Genomic DNA, 24,771 nt, shown 5'->3' with positions numbered 1-24,771 from the left:
GGTTCGAGCCTGTCGCCGCGCCGTCGTACAGTGACCATGTGGCTATCGCATCCATCGTCGTCTCCGTCGTCGCCCTCGTGCTCGCCGCCGTCTGGCTGGGCGTCGGCGTCGCGGGGCTCACCGGAACGCTGCGACGCAACCGCTGGGTGGGCGTGCGCTCGGTGGAGACGATGCGCTCCGAGGAGGCGTTCGCGCTCGCGGGCCGCGTCGCCGGTCCCGGATTCGTCGGGGCCTCGGTCATCCTCGCCGTCGCCGGCGCTCTCGGCGTCGCATTCGATCGGTGGGGCTTCCTGTTCGCACTGTTCGGGATCGTCGTGGCGTTGCTGGTGATCTCGGCGATCGGCACCATGGCGATTGCCGCCGCCCGGACCGTCCCGCCGACCGACGAGGGCGGGTGCGGGTGCTGCTCGGGCGGCGCGGAGACGGCCTCGACGTGCGGGAGCTCCGCCGACGCCGATCAGGCGGCCGCCGACTGCGGCGAGTCGAGCTGCGGCAGTTGCGCACTGAGCGGCATGTGCCTCGCCGAGGACAACCCGCACAACCGCGTCTGACGTCGCATGCGTTCACTTCTCGATCGTTCCCCGATCGACGGCTTCGTCCTCTCCATCCTGCTGGCCGTGGTGGTGGCGGCCGTCGTGCCCGCCGACGGCGGATTCGCCGACGTCATGGACTGGGTCGTCACGCTCCTCATCGCCCTGCTGTTCTTCCTGTACGGGGCGCGCCTGCACCCGCGGGAAGCGCTCAACGGCCTCACCCACTGGCGACTGCACCTGACGATCCTGTCGTTCACGTTCATCGCGTTCCCCATCATCGGGGTCGCCCTGAAACCGCTGTTGGAGCCGGTGATCGGCGAGCATCTGGCCCTCGGCATGCTGTATCTGACGCTGGTGCCGTCCACGGTGCAGTCGTCGATCGCCTTCACCTCGATCGCGCGCGGCAACGTGGCGGGCGCGATCGTCAGCGCCTCGGCGTCCAACCTCCTCGGGGTGGTCCTCACACCGCTCCTGGTGGTCTTCGTGATGGGCTCGGGCGCGGGCGTCCAGATCACCGGCTCGTCTGTGACGAAGATCCTCCTGGAGATCCTCGTCCCGTTCATCGTCGGCCAGTTGGCGCGACCGCTGATCAGCGGGTTCATGGCCCGCTACGCGGCCCCGACGAAGTACGTCGACCGGTCGTCCATCGTGGTGGTGGTCTACGTGGCGTTCAGCGAGGGCGTCGTGTCCGGCATGTGGAGCATGGTGAGCGCTTGGGACGTGGTCATCGTCTGCGTCGTCTCCACGGTGTTCGTCCTGGCGATGCTGTGGGTGACCGGGTGGGTGCCGAGGCGGCTGGGCTTCGACCGCGCCGACACGATCGCGATCCAGTTCTGCGGCACCAAGAAGTCCCTGGCGACCGGCCTGCCGCTGGCATCGGTGATGTTCGCCGGCGGGACGGTCGGGTTCATCGTGTTGCCGCTGATGGTGTTCCATCAGATCCAGCTCATCGTGTGCTCCATCCTCGCGGGGCGCTACGAGCGCCAGGCGATCGCGGCCGAAGCGGCCTGACCGACCACTCGGCGACGCGCCCGGAGCGTCGGGATGTGGAACCGCGCGCAACCCCGGCGCGTCCAATCTGTATGGAGCCGTTCATCGAGTACGTCTTCGGGACCGGGTCGGGGCCGGTGTCACGATGGGCGTCGGCCGCCGACCTCGATCTCGACGGTGGCGGCACCCCGGACGCCGTGCTCCTGGACTTCGACGGTGACGGGCGCCGCGACGACGCGATGTGGGATTCGGACGGCGACGGGATCGCCGACATGGCCGTTCTCGATCTCGACGACGACGGTGTTCCCGAGACGTTCTTCGCCGACGGCGGCTCCGGCCTGTGGGAGCTGCCGCGCAGCGACGACGTCGGGGGCGCGATCCTGCTCGACACCGACGGGGACGGATACGCCGACACCCACCGGGCCACCACCGGTCGGGCCACCGCCGATCGGACGACCGCCTATCGGGCGGGGGCGCCCGACTCGCCGGGGGATCCCTGATCGAGGGCGACCGACTCGGGACGCAGCGGCGCCGGCGGCGGGCCGTCGGCGCGCGGGCCCGCCGCGCGCACCGCCACGCCCGCGACCAGGTACACCAGCGCACCGATGACCACGACCGCGACGCTGAGACCGTCGGGCGGGATCACCAGGGCCACGAGGAAGATCGCGACGACGAACAGGGAGTTGAAGACCGCGTCCTGCACCGCGAACACCTGCCCGCGGTAGGAGTCCGCGACATCGCACTGCATCGCGACGTCCCCGCAGAGCTTCACCGTCTGCCCCGCCAGGCCGATCACACCCGCGGCCAGGAGCACGGGGATCGGACGCTGGGTGAGGATCACCAGTTCGGCGGCCGCACCGCCGATCAACGCCGCGACCATGGTGGCGCGGCGACCCGCCACACGGATGCCGATCGGCGTGGCCGCCGCGGCGACGAGAGCACCGAGCGCCACCGCGCCGCCGATCAACGCCAGGGCCGTCACGTCGGCCCCCAGCGCATCACCGAACTCGGTGTGCCGCACCAGCATCAGGAACATCAACGTGTTGGCGCCGAAGACCAGCCGGTGCACGCCGATCGCCGCCAACGCGATCCCGACGCTCGGTATCCGCAGCACCTGCCGCACGCCGTGCGCCAGACCTCGAAGCACCGCGTACACGACGGTGTGTCCAGCACCGTCGGGCCGATCGGGGCCCAGTCGCCGCGGAGCGAACCGCGCCGCGAGCAGCGCGGCCGCCACCGCGAACACCGCACCCGCCAGCAACGTGGCACCCGACCCGCCGTTGTCGGGACCGAAGATCAGTCGGAGGACTCCCGACACCCCCGCGCCCGCGGCGAGCATCGCACCCCCGAGGGTCGTGAACACCGAGTTGACCTCGACGATCACCGGCCCCGGCGCCACGTGCGGGAGTGCCGCCGACAGTCCCGAACTCACCAGCCTGCTCGCCCCGGTCACCAGCAGCGCACAGATCAGGACCACCGCGTCGGGCGTGCTCACCGTCATCACCCCGGCGACGAGGACGACCGCGGCCGCACGCAGCAGGTTGGCCCACAGCAGGACGGCGCGGCGGTCCCAATGGTCGAGGAAGGCTCCGGCGAACGGCCCCAGGAGGGAGTAGGGGAGCAGCAACACGGCGAACCCGCCCGCGATCGCCAGCGGCTCCGAGTGGCGGTCCGGGTTGAACAGGATCGAGAACGCCAGAGCCGCCTGGAACGCACCGTCGCTGAGCTGGCACAGCAGACGCACCGTGAGCAGCCGAACGAGGCCGGGATGCCGGACGATCGACCGAATGGAGCTCACCCGTCGAGCCTACGGCGAACGGCGGCGATCGGCGGCGGCACCGCACGCGCGCCGCAGTGTCCCCGGGGAGTGTCATCATTGAAGGGTGACCGGCGCAGATTTCTCCTCCGCGATGCCCGAGGTGGGTCCCGGCAGCCTGCTGATCGCCTCGACCTCCCTCACCGGGCCCGTCTTCGCGCGAACCGTGGTCTACGTGATCGAGCACGACGAGTACGGCACCCTCGGCGTCGTCCTGAATCGGATGAGCGAGGCACCGGTGTTCAACGTGCTGCCCGCCTGGTCGGACCTCGCCGCACAGCCGCGCGCCGTCTTCGTCGGCGGCCCCGTCGGCACGTCGTCCGCCCTGTGCCTCGGCGTCGCCAAATCGGGTATCGACATCAGCGCGCAACCCAAACTGCACCAGGTGCTCGGCCCGGTGGCGATGGTCGACCTCGACGCCGACCCCGAGGAGCTGGCGCAGGTCCTCGCGGGGGTGCGGATCTTCGCCGGATACGCGGGCTGGGATGCCGGGCAGCTCGACGACGAGATCGCCGAGGGCAGCTGGATCGTGGCACCCGGCCTGCCCACCGATCTGCTCGCCGAACCGTCCGTGGACGTGTGGCACACCGTGCTCCGGCGTCAGCCGTGGCCGCTGCCGCTGCTGGCCACCTACCCGCTGCGGCCCGAGGAGAACTGACCGGCGGCGGTCAGTACCCCATCACGCGCAGGTCGGTCGCCAGCTGATCGAGCTGCTCCCGAGTCGCATCGAGATGCGGACTCACGCGCAGCAGCGACTGTTCGCCCGCCAGCGGCGCCCGCCACGAGTCGGCCGCCGTGACCAGCAGCCCGCCGGCCAACAGCCGGTTCTTCGCGGCGAGGACGTCGGACTCCTGGAAGCCGGGCGGCGGCGCCAACGTCACCAGCGCCGACGGCTCGGACACCGGCTCCATGACCTCCCAGCTGCCGATGCCGTTGAGACGTTCGCGGGTCATCCGCCCGATCTCGGCCAGCTCGCGGTACACCCGCTGCTGCCCGATGTCGACGATCTCGCCGACGGCCGTCGACAGGGCGAGCTGCCCGGCGATGAACGACTCCGAGGAGAGCACGTCCACCCGGGCCAGGGAGTCCGGTCGCACGGCGACGAATCCGACGCCGCGGGGACCCGACAGCCATTTGCGCGCAGTCCCGTACACGATGTCGGCGCCGGTCACCGTCGGCACGTGACCCACCGACTGCGCCATGTCGACCACCACCGGAACACCCGCGTCGTGCGCCACGCGGACGATCTCGGCGACGGGCTGGACGATCCCGCTCGCCGAACCGATGTGGCAGACGTGGATGAAGTCGGGCTGCTCGAACTGCAGCATGTTCTCCACCGAGTCGACGTCGACGTGCCCGTAGACGTCGGACTCCGGCATCGTGCGGACCGCGAAGTCACGGTCCTCGAATTCGGTGAGGTTGGGGCCGAACTCGTTCTTCGCCACCCACACGGTCGGCGACAGCGGCAGGTTCCAGGCGTTGAGGACGGCCCGGAGAGCGGCCCGAGCGCTGTCGCGGAACGCGATCTCCTCCGGGAGGTGGCCGATCAGCGATCCCAGCGCGCGGCGGCCGTCGGTGAGGTCGGCGGCGATCTCGTCGGCGGCCACGTACGACCCGCGCTCGGCCTCCCGCAGCAGATGTCGGTGCAGGGTGTCGATCACCGCGTTGGAGGACCGGGCGGCCGACGCCGCGTCGAGGTGCCCTATCGACGGCTCGATGCGCGCGCCGTGCCACCGGTCACCGAGTTCGCTGCAGTACATGCCTCGAATCTACCGGCCCGCACGCCCGTCGGCCGAGCCGCGCTCCGCCCACCACGCACGCAGTGCGGCCTCCGCGTCGTCCCGGCTCATCGGCCCCACGTCGAGGCGTAGCTCCTTCAGATGACGCCAGGCCTCACCGACCACCGGCCCAGGCGGCAGGTCGAGCAGCTCCATGATCGCGTTCCCGTCGAGATCGGGCCGGACGCGGTCGAGATCCTCGGCTTCGCGGAGCGCCTCGATCCGGCGCTCGAGGTCGTCGTAGGTCTCCTGCAGTCGGCGGGCGCGGCGCCGGTTGCGGGTGGTGCAGTCGGCTCGAACCAGCCGGTGAAGTCGGTCGAGCAGGTCACCGGCATCGTTCACGTATCTCCGGACGGCCGAGTCGGTCCACCGACCGTCGCCGTACCCGTGGAACCGGAGGTGGAGGAACACCAGCTGCGAGACGTCGTCGACCACGCTCTTCGGGTATTTCAGGGCCCGCATCCGCTTGCGGACCATCTTGGCGCCCACCACCTCGTGATGGTGGAAGCTGACTCCGCCGCCCTCCTCGTGACGGCGGGTCGCCGGCTTCCCGATGTCGTGGAGCAGCGCGGCCCAGCGCAGCACGAGATCCGGTCCGCCGTCCTCCAGGTCGATCGCCTGTTTGAGCACGGTCAACGAATGCTGATAGACGTCCTTGTGCTGGTGGTGCTCGTCGATGGTCAGCTGCATCCCCGGGATCTCCGGGATCACGCGATCGGCGAGCCCCGTCGCGACGAGGAGTTCCACCGCGTCGAGGGGGTGGTCGCCGCAGATCATCTTGTCGAGTTCCACCCGCACCCGCTCGGCGGTGATCCGCTCGATCTGGTCCGCCATCTCCCCGATCGCCCGTCGGACGCGTTCGGTCGGCGCGAAACCGAGCTGCGCGACGAAGCGCACGGCCCGGAGCATCCGGAGCGGATCGTCGTTGAACGACGACTCGGGCGCCGCCGGCGTGTCGATGACGCCGGCCAACAGATCGGACATCCCGTCGAGCGGATCGCAGAACTCCTGCTCGCCGCCGGGCAGCAGGCGGACGGCCATCGCATTGATCCGGAAGTCCCGACGCACCAGATCGTGTTCGAGGGTGTCGCCGAACGTCACCGTCGGGTTGCGGCTCTGCTGGTCGTACAGATCCGAGCGGAAGGTGGTGATCTCGATGGTCTGCTCACCCTTCGCCGCGCTCACCGTGCCGAAGTCGATCCCGGTGTCCCAGACGGCGTCTCCCCACCCGCGCAGGATCTCGGCGATCGCCTCGGGCCGAGCGTCGGTGGTGAAGTCGAGGTCGTTGCCGAGGCGGCCGAGAACCGCGTCGCGGACGGATCCGCCGACGAGGTAGAGCTCGTTGCCGCGGTCGGCGAAACGGTCGGCGAGCGGCGCCAGGACGTCACGCAGAGAATGCAGTGTCACCGCTGCCGCAGCCAGGAGGTCGGTGCGACGGTCGGCGCCGTCGGCGTCGGTCATCGGGCGTCGCGGAGCAGGGTCGGTCATGGGATCAGAGACTACCGACTCCCACGGGGCCCACCGGAGTTCGGCGGTCGCCCCGGCCTGTTAAGCGAACACACGGTAACAAGCGGCTAGCATCGGGGTGTGTCCGCTGAATCCTCGCTGCAGCGACCGGACGTCGGTTCCGACGGTCCGGCCGTCGATGGCGCCTCGGGTCAGCGGCCCGGCCGCAACGGCGCTCGCGGCACGGGTGCGGGGAGCGCGTCGGGGCCCGGCGAGGGCTCGTCGTCCGGCGGTGGACGGCAGTCCGGCGGCCAGCGGTCCGGAGGTCAGCAGCAGACGGTCGATCAGCAGTCGGGCAGTGGAAACGGCTCTCAGGGCGGGCGGTCGCGGCAGCGTCGCGGCCGACGCCGACGGGGTCGACGCTCCCGCAACGGTCAGCAGCGGGGCCCGGCGACGGCTGCCACCGACCAGTCCGCGAAGGGCGGCGACAAGCCGCGGCCGGCGGCGGGTCCTGCGGGGCCCGCACAGTCCACCGGCGCACGAGCCGGTGCGGGGAAGCAGGGGACGGGCCGTCCCGAGACGCCGGCGGCGACCGGCGGCGAGTCCGCCGACGGCGACGCGCGGACCAAGCCGTCCGATCTCGCCGGCCGCAACCGCCGCAACACCAACTCTCCGGCCTCGATGCCGCGGACCCGTCGACGGTCCGGGCGTCGTCCCGACCAGGACGGCGCACCGCGGCTCCACACGGTCCGCGAGACGTCGGCCGGCGGACTCGTCCTCTCCGACATCGACGCCCCCTTCGAGGAGTTGTCGGCCGCGCTGATCGGTCGCATCGACCGCCGCGGCCGGATGATGTGGTCGCTCCCCAAGGGGCACATCGAGACCGGTGAGACCGCGGAACAGACGGCGATGCGCGAGGTCGCCGAGGAGACGGGGATCAGCGGGACGATCGTCGCGCCCCTCGGCAAGATCGACTACTGGTTCGTCAGCGAGGGCAAACGGATCCACAAGACCGTCCACCACTATCTGCTGCGTTTCACCGGCGGTGAACTGTCGGACGCCGACTACGAGGTGAGCGCCGTCGCGTGGGTGCCGCTGACCGAACTGCCCCGGAAGCTGACGTACTCTGACGAGCGGCGTCTGGCGCGGATGGCCGAATCGGTGATCGCCGACCTGCAGAGTGATCCGGATCGATTGGCGGAGTCGGAGGCCAGTTGCCTCCGCACCGAGCCGAACGACTATGAGAAAGCCGCAGCCGCACGCAATCAGCGCCGAAACGAACCCCCGCCGGCTCCGAAGCCTCGCCGGCGGCGTCGTCGACCGCGCCGCAGTGGCTCCGGTGACAGCTGACCGCGGCGGGGGGAGTCGCCGGTCCATGCCCGTCGCGCCGTGGTTCGTCGGTGCCCAGACCCGTACTGCCCAGAACCGTGCTGGCCAGAACCATTCCTCCCTGTCTCGAATCACCCGGACGGCCGTCTCGCTGACGGCCGTCGTCGCGCTGCTGCTCATCGCGGTCGGCGTGACTCCGCCGTCGGCGCGCGCGGATCCGGCGAGCGCCGACGCGTATGCCACGCTCGCCCTCACCGAGGTGACGCCGTCGACGATCACCAGTTCCACGGGCGACACCGTGACCGTCAGCGGCCGCATCGTGAACACCACCGACCAGCCGATCACCGATGTCACCGCCCGGCTTCAGCGGGCCGAGCCGGTGCATGAGTCGTACCAGCTGCGCAGCGCGCTCACGGCGCCGGCGGGGGAGTACGGCGTGGCGGCGCCCTCCCGGCGGGTCGCCAACCGGATCGGTCCGCACAAATCGGCGGACTTCACCGTCTCGGTCTCGGTGCGATCGCTCGCCCTGAACCGTGCCGGCGTCTACCCGTTGCTGGTCGACGTGGTCGGCAGCCCGCAGGGCGGCGGCGTCGTCACCATCGCCGAGTCGCGCACCCTGCTGCCCGTGCTGAGTCTTCCGGCCGACAAGTCCCGCGCACGGGACTTCGTGGAACCCGGCAGCGGCGTCGCAGCCGATCCGCTGCTCGGCCGCGACGGTTCACTGGCCCCGAACACCTCCAGTCCCGCTGCGCTCACCATGCTGTGGCCGCTGGCCGCATCGCCCCAGGAGGCGGCGGGCGTGCTCGGCGGCGGCACGTCGGAACTGCGGCTCACCAACGACTCGCTGAGTCACTCCCTGCAACGCGACGGACGGCTGGGGCTCGCGCTCTCCGCCCTCGAGGAACTCACCGGAACCCGCGAGGACGGTGGCGGCGCCGAGGACGATCCGGTCCGCGATGCGCTGTGTCTGGCGGTCGATCCCGATCTGCTGACGACGGTCTCCGCGATGTCCGACGGATACGCGATCACCACCGATCCGGCCGACCCGGAGGCCTCCACGCACGAGGGTCAGGGCGCGTCGACGGCGGCGTCGTGGCTGCGGCGGCTCACGCGCGTCGCGGCCCGCATGTGCGTCACCGCTCTCCCGTACGCGCAGGCGGGTCTCGACTCCCTGGCGACCGTCGCCGAGCCGCAGCTCAGCGAGCGCGCCGTTCTGCGACCGTACGACGTCGTCGACTCCGTCCTGGGCGTCAGGTCGGTACGCGGTATGACGGTCCCCGCGACGGGCACCCTCACCACTGCGGGCCGGGATCTGCTCGCCGGACTCCGCGTCCGTGCGGCCGCGGTCGCGTCCACGTCACTGCAACCGATCTCGCCGGCCGACAGGTCCCCGACCTCGGGGATCCCGTCCGGACGCTACGGCGTCGGCAGCCTGTCGGTGCAGAGCTATGACGCCGCGGTGTCGGCCGCGCTGGGCGCCACCGGCATCACCCCGGTGGTTCCGGGGATCATGCCCAACTGGCAGCAACCCCATCTCACCGATGAATCGGCGGCGAGCAGACGCCAGACCGCGCTGGCCGCGCTCGCGTTCCCGATGCTCAGCGCCCCGCCTCCGGTCACCGACGACGGCGCGCCCCCGGATCGTCGCCTGCCGACGACCGGCCGCTCCGCATTCGTGATGCCGCCGACCTATTGGTCGCCGACCGTCGACGACGCCCGCGCCCTGCACAGCACGGCGTCGCTGCTGATCGCGTCGGGGACGGCCCGCCCCGTACCGTTCGCGACCGTCGTCGATCAGATGCCGTCGGCGAGCGCCCCCGCCCACCTCGAGGTCCCCGGTGACGTGACGCCGTCGGCCGCGGCCGGGCGCCCCGTGTCGGAGTCGGAGGCCTCCGCGGTTCGTGAACGCGTCACCGCCGTCGACCGGATGCAGGCGGCGCTGGTCGGTACCGCCGACACCGTGACGACGCCGGCCACCTACATGGCACCGCTGCGCGACGACCTCCTGCGCGCCCTGTCGAGCGCCTCGACCACCGACGCCGGCATCGCCGGGCATCCCCGGCGTGAACGTCTCACCGCGGTCGCCGTCACCCTGCGTCATATGCGCGAAGCCGTCGGCCTGCTCGACCCGAGCGGACGCTACACCCTGGCGTCCGAACGCAGTCCCCTGCTGCTCGTGGTCCGCAATTCGCTGGCGCTGCCGATCCGTGTCCGGCTCGACATCGACGCGCCCGACACCCTCGAGATCGGGGACCTGGGCACCTTCGAGATCCCGGCGAACGGTACGCGACAGCTCCAGATCCCCACGCATGCGTCGAGTTCGGAACCCGCGAAGGTGCACATCAGCCTGGTGACCTCCAGTGAGGTCCCGCTGAGTGCTCCCGTGGAGCTCTCGGTGTACGCCAACGCGTACGGCAAACCTCTCTTCTGGATCACGATCGGCGCGGCGATCGTCTTGATCCTGCTGACGGCCCGACGTTTGTGGCACCGTTTCACAGGTGAGCCCGATCCCGCCGATGAGGATCGGCCCGAACCGGATGAGCACGAACTGGAGTTGGCGACCCTGACGTATCAGCAACGACTCGCGGCCGAACGCGCCGAACCCGGACTCGTCGAGACCGACGTGAACGTGGACGGTTCTGCCGCGACGGCGTCTGACGACGGGGAGGCCGCGACCGACGAGGAGCGCCGATGACCGATCGTCGATCCCCGGCGGTGTCGCGGTCTGCGGCGGCGACCGTGGAGAATCAGCCCGACGATGCGAGCGTGATGCGGACGGGCGGCTCGATCGCCGTCGCGACGCTGACGAGCCGGATCACCGGTTTCGTCCGCACGGTCCTCGTGCTCGCCATGCTCGGCCCCCCGCTCGCCTCGGCGTTCCAGGCGGCGTATGTGCTGCCCGGCATGATCGCCGAGGCGCTGCTCGGCGCCGTCCTCACCGCGATCGTGATCCCGGTGCTCGTGCGCGCCGAGGTGGAGGACGCCGACGGCGGCGCGGACTTCATCAACCGGATCTTCACCCTCACGGTGACCGTGCTCGGCGCGGCGACCGTCGTCGCCGTCATCGCGGCACCGGTGCTGACCATGCTCAATGTGGGTGACGGCACGGTCAACCGGCCGCTCACGACGGCGCTCGCGTACCTGTTGCTCCCCGAAGTCCTGTTCTACGGTCTGACGGCGCTGTTCATCGCGATCTTGAACATGAAGGGTCTGTTCAAGCCGGGTGCCTGGGCGCCGGTGATGAACAACATCGTCCAGATCACCACGCTGGTGCTCTTCTACCTGACGCCCGGCGAGATCACGCTCAACCCGGTCCGCCTCTCCGACCCGAAGCTGCTGGTCCTGGGTCTCGGCACCACCTTGGGCGTCGTCATCCAGGTGGCGGTCCTGCTGCCCTACCTGAAGAAGGCCGGGGTGCAGTTGCGCATCAAGTGGGGCATCGACGCCCGCCTGCGCAGCTTCGGCAACATGGCCGTCGCGATCATCTCGTACGTCGTGGTCCTCCAGGTGGGACTGTTCGTCACGTACCGGATCGCGTCGGGCGCCACCGCCGCCGGCATCTCCGCGTACGCGACCCACTGGCAGCTGCTCCAGCTGCCGTACGGCGTCCTCGGCGTCACCATCCTCACCGCGATCATGCCGCGCATGTCGCGTAATGCGGCCGCCGACGACACGCGGGCGGTGATCGACGACATGTCGTTGGCGACGCGTCTCACCATGATCGCGCTCGTTCCGGTCGTCGCGTTCATGACGTTCTTCGGCCCCGCGATCGGCGTGGCGATCTTCAACTTCGGGAAGTTCGACGCCGAGACCGCCTCCCAGGTCGGCTCGGTGCTCGCGTGGGGTGCGTTCACCCTCATCCCGTACGCGATGACGCTCGTCCAGTTGCGGGTGTTCTACGCGCGGGAGGACGCGTGGACGCCGACGCTGATGGTCGTCGGCATCACCGGCGTCAAGATCGCGGCCTCCTACCTCGGTGCGGCCGTGTTCAGCGACCCCGAGATGGTGGTCCGCTGGCTCTCGTTCGCCAACGGGCTCGGCTACCTCGTCGGTGCCGTCGTCGGGCAGATCCTGCTGCACAAGCGTCTCGGCGTGGCCCGCCTGTCGGATGTCGCGCGCACCACGCTGATGACGATCGGCGTCTCGGTGGCGACCGCGGTCGTCGTGTGGGCGGTCGCCGAGCTGACCGGCCTGGCCCGCATGTCCACGCACGCCGGCAAGATCGGTTCGGTCGCCTACCTGGGGATCGTCGCGGTGGTGGTCCTCGGCGTCACGTACCTGATCCTGACCGCACTCAAGATCCCCGATCTGGTCACCATCAGCGCGTCGCTGATGCGTCTGGTCGGTCGTTTCGTGCCGGCTCTCGCACCGAAGGACGTCGTGGCCGCCGACCGGGCCCGCGATGTCACGATGACCGTGCAGTTCCCGCGGATCTCGCCGGACGACCCGACCCCGTATTCTGGTCAGGTAGACGTTCGTCGCCGCTTCGACCGTGGAACGGCGACGTGGCAGGAGTACTCGGTGCTGTCCGGCGGTGCCGTGGGCGAGACGATGGTGATACCGGCGGTCGGGGCGCCGCAGACCAGTCGTCCGCCGCGGCCGAGGCCGTCGGGCGCGGCGCCGACCCGTCCCCGAGGAGCACGCCCCATGGACGACCAGAGCGCAGGCGAGCCGCACGGTTCGCCGCAGGCTCCGGCGTCCGACGCTGCCGACGATCGGACCCCGGCGCGCGGTCCGTCCGAGGGGCCGACCCGAGTCATGGGTGTCCCGCCCGCATCGGCCGGAGCTCCGGCCGGTCCGCCGCGCGGCCCCCGACTGATCCCCGGGGCGGCGATCGCCGGCGGACGCTACCGGCTTCTCGCCAAGCAGGGCGGCACCCGCGGGATGGAGTTCTGGCGGGCCAAGGACACCGGCCTTGACCGCGAGGTCGGCCTCACGTTCGTCGACCCCGATCAGCGGGCTCCGGCGGTTCGCCCGGGGGACCACGGCCCCGCACAGGGACCGCAGGACGTGCTCAACCGCACGCGGAGCCTCGGCCAGCTCCATACGGCGGGCGTCGCGCGAATCCTCGACGTGGTACGCAGCGCTTCGGGCGGCGTGATCGTCACCGAATGGGTCGCCGGATCGTCGCTCGCCGAGGTCGCCGCCACCGAACCGTCGGCGATGGGTGCCGCGCGGGCGGTCCGGGCTCTGGCCGCGGGGGCCGAGGCGGCCCACCGTGCCGGCACGGTCCTCTCGATCGACCACCCGGACCGGATCCGGGTGAGCTCCGGCGGTGACGCCGTGCTCGCCTTCCCCGCCGTCGTTCCGGGCGACGAACGCGACGACGACGTCCGCGGGTTGGGGGCCGTCCTCTACGCCCTGCTGCTCAACCGGTGGCCGCTCGACGGCGACACCGGGCATCGGCTCGTGACGTCCAATGACGGCGGCGGTCGGGTCGGTGGCGGTCGAGTCGGCGGCGGTCGGGTCGGCGGCATGGTCCCTGCCGATCCCGACCCCGAGAAACCCGACCGGCCGGTGCCGCCGCGCACCGTGAAACCCGAGGTGCCGTTCGAGGTGTCGGCCGTCGCCTCGCGCGCCCTCGAGGGCGACCGCGGAATCCGCACCGCGGCGACGGTCCAGCACGTCCTCGACCAGGCGACCGTCGTGGACTTGAAGACCGACATGATCCCGCGCGTCGAATCGCGGCAGGCTCCGGTGTCGGTGGCCCCGCTCTCCCGTACCCGCAAGGAACGCCTGATGGGTGAGGGGGATGCCGGCCGGCGGAATGTCGCGCTCCTCGCCGGCGCCGGACTGTTCGTCCTGTTCCTGGTACTCGCGATCATCGTCGCGCTCACCAACATGTTCGCGTCGTCGTCGGACGAGGGCGACATCGACTCGATCCTCCCGGACGAGTCGTCGGTGTCGCAGTCGGCGACGACGCCCGGCGGCGTCTCGCTGCGGGGCATCTCCCTGCTCGACGTGTCGGATCAGCCGGCCGATTCGACGGCCGACCTCGAGCACGTGATCACCGGCGCGTCTCCCGCGTGGCGGACCGACACCTATCGGGGCAGCAGCCGGTTCGGCGGCCTCAAGGACGGGCTCGGTCTGGTCTTGGCCACCGGCGGCGACAGGACGGTGCACAAGGTCACGGTGGAGACGAGCACCCCGGGTTTCACGGTGGAGCTCCGGACGTCGGAGAGCAAGTCACCCTCCTCGTTGGATGCGACGACGAGGGTCGGGGGCGGTTCTGTCGGCGAACGCACCACGGAGCTGACCGTCGATTCGCCCGCTCCGGCGCCCTATCTCATCATCTGGCTGACGTCTCTCCCGGAGGGTCCCGACGGGTATCAGGCGGTGATCTCGCGGATCAGCGTGGAGTGAGTCGCCCCGCGGTTCGCGAAAATTCATTGTCATCTCCGGCTCGACATGGGGTCGAGTCGCGCGACCTTTCGTCGGTGATTACGTAGTATCGGATTCGATGACTACACAGGGTGCTGGGCGCATTTACGGGGGAGTGTCCGCGGCCGATCGGCAGAAGCTGCGGCGTTCCGCGCTGGTGGAGGCCGGCCTCGAGCTGTTCGGCACCGAGGGGTACCCCAATGTGTCGGTCAAGAAGATCTGCGACGAGGCGTGTCTCACCCAGCGGTACTTCTACGAGTCGTTCGCCGACCGGGTGGAATTGTTGGCTGCGGTGTACGAGCACTGTGTCGACATCGGTCGCAGCGCGACGATCGCCGCGGCGGCAGATGTGCTGGGGCGGATGGAGATCGAGGGCGACGCGGTCCCCGCCGTCGCGATCCCGGCGCTCGCCGAGGAGGCCCTGGGTGCTTTCATCTCCGCGCTGGTGGACGATCCGCGCCGCGCCCGCGTGATCCTCATCGAGGTCGTCGGGGTGGCCCCGGAGATCGAGAAGCTGCGACTCGGCGCGATTCACGACTGGGCCGATCTGATCGCCGGGTTCGCGTGCGGCGGGCGGCCGCCGACCCCGGCCCAGAAGTTGGCGGCCATCGGCATGGTCGGGGCGATCACGCAGTTGCTCGTCGACTGGCAGACGGCGATGAGTGCGCCGATCAGCGATGAGGCGGGTCCGGACCTGTTCAACGTCGAGGCGATCCATCGAGTCGTCACCGACATCTTCATCGCCAGCTACAACCGGATCTTTCGTCCCTGACCTCGCAATCATCACTTGAGGGCAGTCAGCACTTGAGGGCGGTCAGCGCTCGAGGGCGGTCAGCGCTTGAGGCGGGCCGTGATCTTCTCGATGGCGTCGTCGAGGTCGGCGATCACGAACAGCCACTCCGAACCGTCTCCCAGGGTGAGGCTCAGGCGTTCGCGTTTGCCGCCGGAGAAGAACTTCCCCGTGCCGGGCGCGCGTCCGGCCCCCGCCACGAAGGTCAACGCGACGGAGAATCGGGCACCGGCGGTCCGTTCGGACTTCGGTTCGAAGACGACGTGCGTCTTCGTCAGTTCGAGTCGGCCCGGAACGGCGAGGCGACCCATCGAACGGGCGGCGCGCCACGACGCCTGCGGTTTCTCGTCGGTCATGACCGTCAGCTTAGTGAACGTCTCGCCCGACGCCCGAGTGACCCGCACAGTGCGGTGTGTATCGCGTCGACCTGCACCGACGGCAACTATCCACAGCCTCCGGCAATTCATCCACAAAGATGCGAAAAGCACGAAACGGACGTGTCAACGGGCTTACTGTCATCGCATGACTCGGGGGATGGTCGATCAACGAAGCGACGCGGATCTGCTGAACGCGCATGTCGAGGGTGATGCCGCCGCGTTCCGCGAACTGTACGACCGCCATTACCGGCATCTGTGGGCCATCGCATTGCGGACCACCGGGAATCCGGACGACGCCGCCGACGCCCTCCAGGACGCGCTCATCTCGATCCATCGGACGGCGACCACCTTCCGCTCCGACAGCTCGGTGTCGAGCTGGCTGCACAAGATCGTCGTCAACGCCTCACTGGACCGACTGCGGCGCAATCGCTGCCACGAGACGCTCCCGCTGGTAGAGCACGAGTCGGCCGTCATGGCCGACACCAAGAACTACACGGAAGCCATCGACCTGTCGCTGTCGATCGGTCGCGCACTCGACGTTCTCCCACCGGAGCAACGCGATGCCGTCATCCTCGTCGACCTGCACGGTTACTCCGTTCGCGACGCCGCGTCAACATTGGATATCGCTTCGGGAACGGTTAAGAGTCGGTGTTCCCGAGGCCGCGAGAAGCTGGCACTCGTCCTGGAATATCTACGCGACGACTACTAGTTCTCCCTCCCGCGAAACGAGCGCCCGATGCCCACACCCCGCACGGCCCCACCACGCAACGTCCGATCACGCCGCGCCCGATCATGCAACGCCCCGGTGCTCCCGCACGGCACAGGCGCCCTCCGAGGATCGCGTCGATGACGATCATCCGAGCCGCGCGTCGCCGCGGTCCGCTGGCACTCATCGGTTCCACGACCGGTCTGCTCGTGAGCGCTCTCGTCGCACTGTGCGCCGGCTTCATCGCCGCATCACTCGTCGCGCTCGCCGCATCGAGCGTCTACGACACGCTTCCCGTCGTGTACGTGCTGTTCTCCGTCGGCGTGACGGGATGCATCCTGCTGGCGGCATACCTTCAGCGGAGTGCCGCCGCCCGTGCGATCGTGCTGTGCAGCGCCTGCGGTGCCGGGGTCGCGTTCGCCCTGGCGATCGGCAGACTCCGCGGGATCGCCTGACACTCCCGGTCCCCGACACCATGTGACACGTCCGCTTCGCAGAAACCGTGCGTTCGCGACCATCGGGGTGACACACTCGTCACGTGCACACCTCGACGACAGACATGACGACGACGGCTCGCATGCCCGCGCCGCCGTTCGACCGTCGTCTCATCGCCGACTTCCACGCCGGTCTCCTGCCACCGTCGGTGGCCGACCACATCCGCCGCCACCTGGACGACGATCCGCATGCCGTCGACGTGCTCGCAGCACTCGCCCGCGTGCGCACCGAGCTCGCCGCCCTCGGCCGCGAACCCGACCCCGACGTTCCGCCGCACATCGAGGCGCGACTCGACCGCCTCGTCGACGAGCTCACCGACTCCTGACACGCCTCCGCCGACGTCCCCGCCGATACCCGCGCGGGAACATTGACACATACTCTGGTGTTGACGAGTACGGCTGCGGCGCGCACCAGACGTGCGCCCGCACGTGATCGACCCACAGGAAAGCGCCGCAGACGAGACCACTGCGGGCGCGATCACGCACGGCACGCGACAACGGAGGATTGATGAGCGAGACCGATACCCAGATCCACGACCTGATCATCGTCGGATCGGGACCCGCCGGCTACACGGCCGCCATCTATGCGGCCCGTGCGGAACTGGCGCCGCTGGTCTTCGAAGGCATCTCCTTCGGTGGCGCCCTCATGACGACCACCGACGTCGAGAACTTCCCCGGCTTCCAGAAGGGCATCCAGGGCCCCGACCTCATGGACGAGATGCGCGAGCAGGCCATCCGCTTCGGTGCCGACCTCCGCATGGAGGACGTCGACGCGGTCCGCCTCGAGGGCGACGTCAAGGAGGTCGAGGTCGGCGGCGAAGTCCACCGAGCCCGCGCCGTGATCCTCGCGATGGGTGCCGCAGCGCGCTACCTCGACGTTCCCGGCGAACAGGAGATGCTCGGCCGCGGTGTGTCATCGTGCGCCACCTGCGACGGCTTCTTCTTCAAGGACCAGGACATCGCCGTCGTCGGCGGCGGCGACTCCGCGATGGAGGAGGCGACATTCCTCACCAAGTTCGCGCGCTCGGTGTCGCTCATCCACCGCCGTGACGAGTTCCGTGCGTCACGCATCATGCTCGACCGCGCTCGCAACAACGAGAAGATCAATTTCGTGACCAATGCGACCGTCTCCGCGGTCAAGGGCGACACGGCGGTCGCCGAACTGGAGATCACCGACACCCAGACCGGCGAGGTCACACCCATGCAGGCCACCGGCATGTTCGTCGCGATCGGCCACGACCCCCGCAGCGAACTCGTCCGCGGTCAGGTCGAACTGGACGACGAAGGCTACGTCCTCGTCGACGGTCGCAGTACCTACACCAACATCCCGGGCGTCTTCGCCTGCGGCGACCTCGTCGACCGCACCTACCGGCAGGCCGTCACCGCCGCCGGCAGCGGCTGCTCGGCAGCCATCGACGCCGAACGCTGGCTCGCCGACAACCACGCCTGAGACCGCATCACGCCCATTCACACAGGAGGCACCATGTCCAACATCGTCACCGTCAGCGACGACACCTTCACCAGCGAGGTCATCGAGTCCTCGAAGCCGATCCTCGTCGACTTCTGGGCCACCTGGTGCGGTCCCTGCAAGATGATCGCCCCCGTCCTCGAGGAGATCGCCGACGCGAACAGCGACAAGATCACCATCGCCAAGGTCGACGTCGACAAGAACCCCAACGTGGCACGCGACTACCAGATCATGTCGATCCCCACGATGATGCTGTTCTCGGAGGGCAAGCCGGTGAAGACCATCATGGGCGCCAAGCCGAAGGCCGCGATCCTCCGGGAACTCGCCGACGTTCTGGAGTGACCGGCCGTGTGACGGCCCGATAATGGTCACAGATCGACCTGATCATTTGTCCGGTGTCCCCCGGACTGAGAGAATGGACGGGGTTTGGGCCGTCAGCGGCTTGAGGCCCTGGGCTAACCAGTCGGCTGTGGGTCCTCGTCCAACAGCACGACGGCAGCGAGAGAGCGGGACATACGTATGCAGGTGTTGCGTCTGGGTGACCACGGGTCAGCAGTTGCCGAGATCCGGGCCATCCTGGCCAGTCGCGGACTGCTGCCCGCCGAACCCACGACGCCCTCCGACGCCTCGGGCGGCCCCTGGAGTCCGCCCGAGGCCGTGTTCGACCGCGCCTGCGACAGCGCGGTTCGCGCCTTCCAGCAGGAGCGCGGACTCATCGTCGACGGAATCGTCGGATTCGCCACCTACACCGCACTGCGCGAGGCCTCCTACCGGCTCGGTGCCCGCGTCCTCCTCTACCGACTGTCGGCACCGATGTCGGGCGACGACGTCGCCACCCTCCAATCCCGCCTGCAGAACCTCGGCTACTACCACGGACTGGTCGACGGCGTGTTCGGCGACGTGACCCACAACGCCGTCACCCTGTACCAGACCGAGTACGGCCTGTCCGCCGACGGCATCTGCGGCCCGTCCACCCTGCGTTCGCTGGAACGACTCGGTACTCGAGTCACCGGGGGATCACCCCACGCCATCCGCGAAGAGGAGCACGTCCGCAAGTCGGGGCCGCAGCTCACCGGAAAGCGGATCCTCATCGATCCGGGCACCGAGGAACCGATCGGCGCCGAGAACGACATGCTCTGGGACCTCGCCGCGCGACTCGAGGGCCGCATGTCGGCCGCCGGCATGGAGACGTTCGTGTCCCACGACGCCAAGAGTCGCCCCTCGGACGACGAGCGGATCCGGGTCGCGAACCTCGCCGACGTCGACCTGATGATCTGCCTGCGGACGGGTCACTATCCCAACCAGAAGGCCAACGGCGTCTCGACGTTCTACTTCGGCAACACCCACGGCTCGTACTCGACGATCGGTAAGAACCTCGCCGGCTACATTCAGCGCGAGATCGTCGCCCGCACCGACTTCCTCGATTGCCGCACCCACGGACGGACCTGGAACATCTTGCGTTCCACGAGAATGCCGGTCGTGGTCATCGAGGCCGGTTACGCGACGAATCCCGACGACGCCGCGCGGCTGTCGGACCGCGCGATCCGCGACACGCTCGCCGAGGCCGTCCTCGTGGCCGTCAAGCGTCTCTACCTGCTCGGGGAGAACGACCGTCCGACGGGTACGTACACGTTCGCGGACCTCCTCGCCGCCGAACAGATCACCGGCTGACCGAATCCGAGAGATCGTCAGCAGCTCACCGGCTGCGGCCGTCCCGCCGACGGCATCGGCGACTCGACGTAGTCGACGAGCTTACGCAGCGCCCGCTCCACCTGACTCTTCCAGCCGAGCCCCTCGTCGAGCTCCAGGCGCAGGCGCGGCAGATACGGATCGTCGGCGACGATCTCGAATCCCGCGTCGGTCAAGAAGTCGCGGTCGAGGAGACACCGGTGGCACATGTCGGCACCCGATCCGCTGCCGAGGACGAGGGTTGCGAGGTCCTTCGCCAACGGGCTGTCCTCTCCGCTGAAACCGAAGGCCTCGATCGCGCGGACCCCGCGCCGGACGAGATCGATCACGACGGCGTCGAGGACGTGAATCGCCTCCGTCTCGAATCCGGGTTCCATCGTGATCGTCGTCAGCAAGACGGCATCGGTTCCCACCGGCGCGGTGGGGAAGCGGCGGGCGCGGGGCACGCGCGACGGTGGTGCGTAGAAGGCCGCGCCGACGATGCGGTCGGTACTCGGCTCCACGGCGACCTGGCAGCACGCACCCCACTCCAGCATCACTCCCGACAGCCATGCCTCTTTATCGAACTCGCTCTCGGGTCCGCTCACCTCATTGCGCATCCCGGAGACCGCGTGATCCAACGCAGGGGAGTCGAACGCAGGGGTGTCGAACATCGGGCTCTCCGCGCTCGATCCCAGCTCCCAGAAGACACATCGACGGGAGTGCATCGGAAGAGCATCGAAACCGTCGAGCTCGAACGGATACACCGTCAGGCCCATCAGACTTCCTCGCTCCCGATCATCAGTTCGATATGAATCGCGACTACTTCACTTTCGATGGATTGTCACAGTGACGAAATCGTCCGGTACGTCGGTGACACCCTCGAACACCCTATTTCGAGCTCTCCTCGGCGATCATGTTCACGATCCGTTCCAAGTCGTCGACGGAGCCGAACTCGATGACGACTTTGCCCTTTCGCTTACTCAGGCTCACCGACACCTTGGTGTCGAGACGGTCCGACAACCGGTCGGCCACGTCCTGCAAACCCGGCATCTGCATGGGCTTGCGCTTTCGCTGCGGTTGCTTCTCCTCACCACCGTCGCGGTTCGCGAGGGTCACCGCCTCCTCGGTCGCACGGACCGAGAGACCCTCCGCGACGATACGAGCTGCCAGTGCGTCCTGCGCTTCCGTACCCGTCTCGAGCGACAGCAGCGCCCGGGCATGACCGGCCGACAGGACGCCCGCAGCCACTCGGCGCTGTACGGGTATCGGCAACCGCAGCAGCCGGATCATGTTGGTGATGACCGGGCGTGATCGTCCAAGCCGGTTCGCCAGCTCCTCGTGTGTCACGTCGAACTCGTCGAGCAACTGCTGGTAGGCCGCCGCCTCTTCCAAGGGGTTCAGCTGGGCCCGATGAATGTTCTCGAGCAACGCATCCCGGAGCATATCGGCGTCCGGCGTCTCCCGAACGATCGCCGGCAACGCCTCGAGCCCGACGTTCGTACCGGCTCGCCACCGACGCTCGCCCATGATGAGCTGATACCGCGGACCGCCCGGAGCGGGGGAGGGAAGCTCACGCACCACGATCGGCTGCATGAGGCCGAACTCGCGGATCGAGTGCTCCAGCTCGTTCAGCGCCTCTTCGTCGAAGACTGTGCGCGGCTGATGCGGATTGGGTTCGATGTCGGACGGTGCGATCTCCCGGTACGTCGCACCGACGTCGGCCACACCGACCTCCGACGGACCCGACTCCGAGGGGTTGGTGTCCGCAGGATTCGAGTCCGAGGAATCAGTGTCCTCCCGGTTGGACGACTGCGCCCCCCCGGTCGACGTCGGCGGCGCGGGCGGAGTGTTCCCACCGAGGACGACGTCGGCGGCCGCCGAGCCCATCTTGCTCGTGTTCATGCTCCGGTCGTCCTCCGTCGGACCGGTCGGAATCAGGGCCGCCAAGCCACGACCGAGGCCTCCGCGACGCTGCGTCTCACGCTGACTCATGAACCGTTTCTCCCTTCCGCGACACCGCGCATGGCGAGTTCCCGCGCCGCATCCAGATAGCTCATGGATCCACGTGAACCCGGGTCGTACTCGATGATGGTCATACCGAATCCCGGTGCCTCCGAGACCTTGACGCTCCGAGGGATGATCGTGGACAACACCTTCTCGCCGAAGTGACCGCGGACCTCCGCGGCCACCTGGTCGGCCAGCTTGGTCCTGCCGTCGTACATCGTCAGAAGAATGGTCGAGACATGCAGGTCCTTATTGAGATGTGCCTGCACGAGTTCGATGTTGCGCAGAAGCTGTCCGACGCCTTCCAACGCGTAGTACTCGCACTGGATGGGAATCAGCACCTCGCGGGCAGCCACCATCGCGTTCACCGTGAGCAGACCGAGCGACGGCGGGCAGTCGATGAGGACATAATCGATGTCCAGCTCCGTGAGGAGCTCCATGTCGATGGCGTTCCGCAACCGGCTCTCGCGGGCCACCATCGACACCAGTTCGATTTCGGCACCCGCGAGATCGAGGGTCGACGGGACGCAGTACAGCCGGTCACTCGACGGCGACCGTTGAATCGCATCGCGCAGTGGAACTTCGTCGAGAAGCATCTCGTACACGGATGCGATGCCCGGCTTCCGGTGATCGATACCCAGTGCGGTGCTGGCGTTACCCTGCGGATCCAAATCGACGACCAGGACGCCGAGTCCGTGGAGAGCCAGTCCGGCGGCGAGGTTCACGGCGGACGTCGTCTTGCCGACCCCACCCTTCTGATTCGCAATCGTCATGATGCGGGGGGCCGGCGGGCGGGGGAGCCGACCGGCTCCTCCCGGCGTCAGCACTTCGCTGGCACGTGCGGCAGCCGCTGCAATCGGGGTGTCATCAAACCCTTGCGAGACGGACGGTGCGGGCGTTTCACGTGAAACGTTGTACTCGTTGTCGGGCACCCCGGGACTCCTTTGGTCAGTGCTTCCATTGTGCGCCCTGCGTCGAAATGACACCAATGATCTCGCCTCCTTCTCAGCCTCGTCGACCGGATCGCCGCGTCGACCCCCGCGTCGACATCTGGGTCCGACGACCGACGATCAGCGTCGTCGGCGTCTCCAGCCGTGCTCCACATGTCACGACCTTCAGATCTGTGATGCCGAGTCGCCTCGCCTTCTCACGATCGCGCTCGATCTCGTCGGCAGCTGATCGTCCTTTGAGGGCGACCAGTCGACCGTCAACGCCGATCAGTGGTGCCGACCATTTCGTGAGACGTTCCAGGGGGGCCACGGCGCGAGAGGTGACCACGTCGGCCGGTTCCACTCGCTGCAGGACCGCCTTCTCCTCGGCCCGCCCGCGGACAACGGTCACGTTGGTCAGCCCGAGGGCGTCGACCATCTCGTCGAGAAATGTCGTTCGTCGGAGCAGCGGCTCGATCAGCGTCACCGGCAGGTCCGGTCGCGCGATCGCCAGGGGAAGTCCGGGCAGGCCCGCTCCGGAACCGATGTCGATCACTGTCGCGTCGCGGTCGATCACCTCCGAGACCACGGCACAGTTCAGGATGTGTCGGGTCCACAGTTGGGGGAGTTCCCTCGGACCGATGAGTCCGCGCAACACCCCTTCGTCATTCAGTGCTGCCGCATACCCCTCGGCGAGGGGAAGCCGATCTCCGAAGATCTCGCCGGCGATCGCCGGTGTCGGTTCTCCCTCGGGGTCGGGTCCGTCACCCATGGTTCCTCATTCGTCAGGTTCGATGTTTCACGTGGAACAGAGGTCGGCTCGCGACACGTCTGTTTCACGTGAAACGGCGTCGGTGGTCATCCGGATAGAGGCGTAGCTCCTGCCGATTCCGGAGTCGCAGATCCCGTCTCTCCGTGGCGGGCGCGTCTCCGCACGTGCGTCTGGCTACGGTGCGTTATCCGCTGCCATCAGTTTAGTCGGCGACTGTGGCCCCACATCAGGCCACCTCGAATTGCACAGACAAAGCTCCTTCATCCACAGAACCACCTCGCCTTTGTGCATGAGCATCCTCAGTCCGCCTGGTCCTACCCACAGGGTTTTCGAATCGGCACGATTGCCCAGGGGAGGGGAGTGGTTCTGGGAAACGCCCGCCGACTGTGACCGACGGCCGGCTGCCACAACGCCGGCGATGCATGCGGTGGGTCCATGCAGTGGGTCCATGCGGATGGTGTTTCACGTGAAACGGTCGTCTGCCGTTTCACGTGAAACAGGTGGCGCGCGGTTCCACGTGAAACACCGGGGCGGTCTCGGGAACGACGAGGGCCCCGGAACGGTTCGCACCGTCCCGGGGCCCATCGCGTCAAAGTCGGGCTCCTACCCGACTCCGCTCATCACTCCTTGATGACGACGACGCGCCGCTTGGGCTCTGCGCCCTCGCTCTCGCTGTAGACGCCATCGACCGCGGCGACCGCGTCGTGCACGATCTTCCGTTCGAACGGAGTCATGGGATCCAGCGATTCACGCTCTCCCGACTCCAAGACACGCTTGGCGACGTCGGTACCGATCCGTGCCAGTCGTTCGCGTCGGTCGGCTCGCCACCGAGCGATGTCGAGCATGAGGCGGCTTCGGTCACCCGTCGCCTGCTGCACGGCGAGGCGAGTCAGCTCCTGGAGGGCGTCGAGCGTCTCGCCGTTACGACCGACGAGCTTGGAGAGATCGTTTCCGCCGTCGATGCTGACGACCGCACGATCACCGTCGACGTCGAGATCGATGTCGCCGTCGAAGTCGAGGATGTCGAGAAGCTGCTCGAGGTAGTCGCCGGCGATCTCACCTTCTTCGACCAGGTGATCGTCTTCGTCATCCTCGTCGTGATCGTCATCATCCGCGTCGGCACCGGCGTCCTGATCGCCGTCAGCGTCGGTATCACCCTCATCGGTCGCGCCGTCCTGCGTCGCGCCGTCCTGCGTCGCGGCGTCTTCTGTCGCGACGCCGTCAGTCACAGCGTCTCCAGTCACAGCGCCGTCAGTCACAGCGCCATCCGTCACCGCATCATCGGTG

23 protein-coding genes are annotated in these 24,771 nt (G+C 68.6%); 14 read left to right on the top strand and 9 right to left on the bottom strand.

Annotated features, from left to right (window positions below; translation table 11 throughout):
- Positions 1-38 precede the first annotated feature (38 nt).
- The 3 genes from G528_RS0105515 to G528_RS18780 all read left to right on the top strand — a co-directional run bounded on the left by G528_RS0105515 (position 39) and on the right by G528_RS18780 (position 2,023).
- Complete coding sequence (locus G528_RS0105515) at positions 39-551, top strand: SdpI family protein (RefSeq protein WP_026918104.1); 513 nt, start codon at positions 39-41, stop codon at positions 549-551.
- A gap of 6 nt (positions 552-557) precedes the next feature.
- Positions 558-1,544: a bile acid:sodium symporter family protein gene (locus G528_RS0105510; protein WP_026918103.1), complete on the top strand. Its 987-nt coding sequence runs from the start codon at positions 558-560 to the stop codon at positions 1,542-1,544.
- A 71-nt stretch (positions 1,545-1,615) separates the two neighbouring features.
- Complete coding sequence (locus tag G528_RS18780) at positions 1,616-2,023, top strand: hypothetical protein (RefSeq protein ID WP_245569684.1); 408 nt, start codon at positions 1,616-1,618, stop codon at positions 2,021-2,023.
- Here the strand turns inward: G528_RS18780 and G528_RS16495 are convergent.
- Positions 1,984-3,321, bottom strand: coding sequence for an MFS transporter (locus G528_RS16495; protein WP_051198344.1), 1,338 nt, complete (start codon positions 3,319-3,321; stop codon positions 1,984-1,986). The two genes, G528_RS18780 and G528_RS16495, sit on opposite strands and share 40 nt — an antisense overlap.
- Before the next feature lie 112 nt (positions 3,322-3,433).
- Here G528_RS16495 and G528_RS0105495 point away from each other — a divergent pair, with 112 nt between their 5' ends.
- The gene (locus G528_RS0105495; protein WP_169515229.1) at positions 3,434-3,997 is read left to right on the top strand and encodes a YqgE/AlgH family protein; all 564 of its coding nucleotides are present in this window, start codon (positions 3,434-3,436) and stop codon (positions 3,995-3,997) included.
- Positions 3,998-4,007: 10 nt separating this feature from the next.
- On the opposite strand, the gene G528_RS0105490 is transcribed toward G528_RS0105495, so the two are convergent.
- Both G528_RS0105490 and G528_RS0105485 read right to left on the bottom strand, forming a co-directional pair.
- Positions 4,008-5,099: an aminotransferase class V-fold PLP-dependent enzyme gene (locus G528_RS0105490; RefSeq protein WP_026918101.1), complete on the bottom strand. Its 1,092-nt coding sequence runs from the start codon at positions 5,097-5,099 to the stop codon at positions 4,008-4,010.
- A 9-nt stretch (positions 5,100-5,108) separates the two neighbouring features.
- A complete protein-coding gene (locus G528_RS0105485) occupies positions 5,109-6,578 on the bottom strand; it encodes a CCA tRNA nucleotidyltransferase (protein WP_026918100.1) in 1,470 nt (489 codons plus the stop codon).
- Positions 6,579-6,704: 126 nt separating this feature from the next.
- On the opposite strand from G528_RS0105485, the gene G528_RS0105480 reads away from it, so the two are divergent.
- The 4 genes from G528_RS0105480 to G528_RS0105465 all read left to right on the top strand — a co-directional run bounded on the left by G528_RS0105480 (position 6,705) and on the right by G528_RS0105465 (position 15,045).
- Complete coding sequence (locus G528_RS0105480; RefSeq protein WP_026918099.1) at positions 6,705-7,913, top strand: NUDIX hydrolase; 1,209 nt, start codon at positions 6,705-6,707, stop codon at positions 7,911-7,913.
- A gap of 25 nt (positions 7,914-7,938) precedes the next feature.
- Positions 7,939-10,587: a DUF6049 family protein gene (locus G528_RS16490; protein ID WP_245569683.1), complete on the top strand. Its 2,649-nt coding sequence runs from the start codon at positions 7,939-7,941 to the stop codon at positions 10,585-10,587.
- The gene (locus G528_RS0105470; RefSeq protein ID WP_051198341.1) at positions 10,584-14,255 is read left to right on the top strand and encodes a lipid II flippase MurJ; all 3,672 of its coding nucleotides are present in this window, start codon (positions 10,584-10,586) and stop codon (positions 14,253-14,255) included. The genes G528_RS16490 and G528_RS0105470 overlap by 4 nt, the downstream gene beginning before the upstream one ends.
- 97 nt (positions 14,256-14,352) lie before the next feature.
- Positions 14,353-15,045 carry a TetR/AcrR family transcriptional regulator gene (locus G528_RS0105465; protein WP_026918097.1) on the top strand — a complete coding sequence of 231 codons (693 nt, stop codon included), beginning with the start codon at positions 14,353-14,355 and terminating at the stop codon, positions 15,043-15,045.
- Positions 15,046-15,104: 59 nt separating this feature from the next.
- On the opposite strand, the gene G528_RS0105460 is transcribed toward G528_RS0105465, so the two are convergent.
- Complete coding sequence (locus G528_RS0105460) at positions 15,105-15,419, bottom strand: hypothetical protein (RefSeq protein ID WP_026918096.1); 315 nt, start codon at positions 15,417-15,419, stop codon at positions 15,105-15,107.
- Positions 15,420-15,585: 166 nt separating this feature from the next.
- Here G528_RS0105460 and sigM point away from each other — a divergent pair, with 166 nt between their 5' ends.
- The 6 genes from sigM (at position 15,586) to G528_RS0105430 (ending at position 19,779) form a co-directional block, all read left to right on the top strand.
- Positions 15,586-16,149, top strand: coding sequence for an RNA polymerase sigma factor SigM (gene sigM / locus G528_RS0105455; RefSeq protein WP_026918095.1), 564 nt, complete (start codon positions 15,586-15,588; stop codon positions 16,147-16,149).
- A gap of 137 nt (positions 16,150-16,286) precedes the next feature.
- Positions 16,287-16,601, top strand: a complete 315-nt coding sequence (locus tag G528_RS0105450) for a hypothetical protein (protein WP_026918094.1) — start codon at positions 16,287-16,289, stop codon at positions 16,599-16,601.
- Between the two features lie 104 nt (positions 16,602-16,705).
- A complete protein-coding gene (locus tag G528_RS0105445) occupies positions 16,706-16,966 on the top strand; it encodes a hypothetical protein (protein ID WP_026918093.1) in 261 nt (86 codons plus the stop codon).
- A gap of 182 nt (positions 16,967-17,148) precedes the next feature.
- Complete coding sequence (gene trxB / locus G528_RS0105440) at positions 17,149-18,090, top strand: thioredoxin-disulfide reductase (protein ID WP_026918092.1); 942 nt, start codon at positions 17,149-17,151, stop codon at positions 18,088-18,090.
- 33 nt (positions 18,091-18,123) lie between these two features.
- Positions 18,124-18,450, top strand: a complete 327-nt coding sequence (gene trxA, locus G528_RS0105435) for a thioredoxin (protein WP_026918091.1) — start codon at positions 18,124-18,126, stop codon at positions 18,448-18,450.
- Positions 18,451-18,627: 177 nt separating this feature from the next.
- A complete protein-coding gene (locus G528_RS0105430; RefSeq protein ID WP_026918090.1) occupies positions 18,628-19,779 on the top strand; it encodes an N-acetylmuramoyl-L-alanine amidase in 1,152 nt (383 codons plus the stop codon).
- A 17-nt stretch (positions 19,780-19,796) separates the two neighbouring features.
- Here the strand turns inward: G528_RS0105430 and G528_RS0105425 are convergent, their stop codons facing one another.
- From G528_RS0105425 to G528_RS0105405, 5 genes are all read right to left on the bottom strand, one after another.
- A complete protein-coding gene (locus G528_RS0105425; RefSeq protein ID WP_026918089.1) occupies positions 19,797-20,555 on the bottom strand; it encodes a hypothetical protein in 759 nt (252 codons plus the stop codon).
- A gap of 112 nt (positions 20,556-20,667) precedes the next feature.
- Positions 20,668-21,771 carry a ParB/RepB/Spo0J family partition protein gene (locus tag G528_RS0105420; RefSeq protein WP_026918088.1) on the bottom strand — a complete coding sequence of 368 codons (1,104 nt, stop codon included), beginning with the start codon at positions 21,769-21,771 and terminating at the stop codon, positions 20,668-20,670.
- Positions 21,768-22,715: a ParA family protein gene (locus G528_RS0105415; RefSeq protein ID WP_084638051.1), complete on the bottom strand. Its 948-nt coding sequence runs from the start codon at positions 22,713-22,715 to the stop codon at positions 21,768-21,770. The genes G528_RS0105420 and G528_RS0105415 overlap by 4 nt, the downstream gene beginning before the upstream one ends.
- A gap of 73 nt (positions 22,716-22,788) precedes the next feature.
- A complete protein-coding gene (gene rsmG, locus G528_RS0105410; protein ID WP_026918086.1) occupies positions 22,789-23,484 on the bottom strand; it encodes a 16S rRNA (guanine(527)-N(7))-methyltransferase RsmG in 696 nt (231 codons plus the stop codon).
- A gap of 620 nt (positions 23,485-24,104) precedes the next feature.
- The gene (locus tag G528_RS0105405) at positions 24,105-24,713 is read right to left on the bottom strand and encodes a Jag family protein (RefSeq protein WP_245569682.1); all 609 of its coding nucleotides are present in this window, start codon (positions 24,711-24,713) and stop codon (positions 24,105-24,107) included.
- Between the last annotated feature and the right edge of the window lie 58 nt (positions 24,714-24,771).

It is taken from the genome of Gordonia shandongensis DSM 45094 (assembly GCF_000423025.1).
GTDB classification, from domain to species: Bacteria; Actinomycetota; Actinomycetes; order Mycobacteriales; family Mycobacteriaceae; genus Gordonia; species Gordonia shandongensis.
Note: the sequence above shows the minus strand (reverse complement) of the source record. Positions and strands in the feature narration are given on the sequence as shown.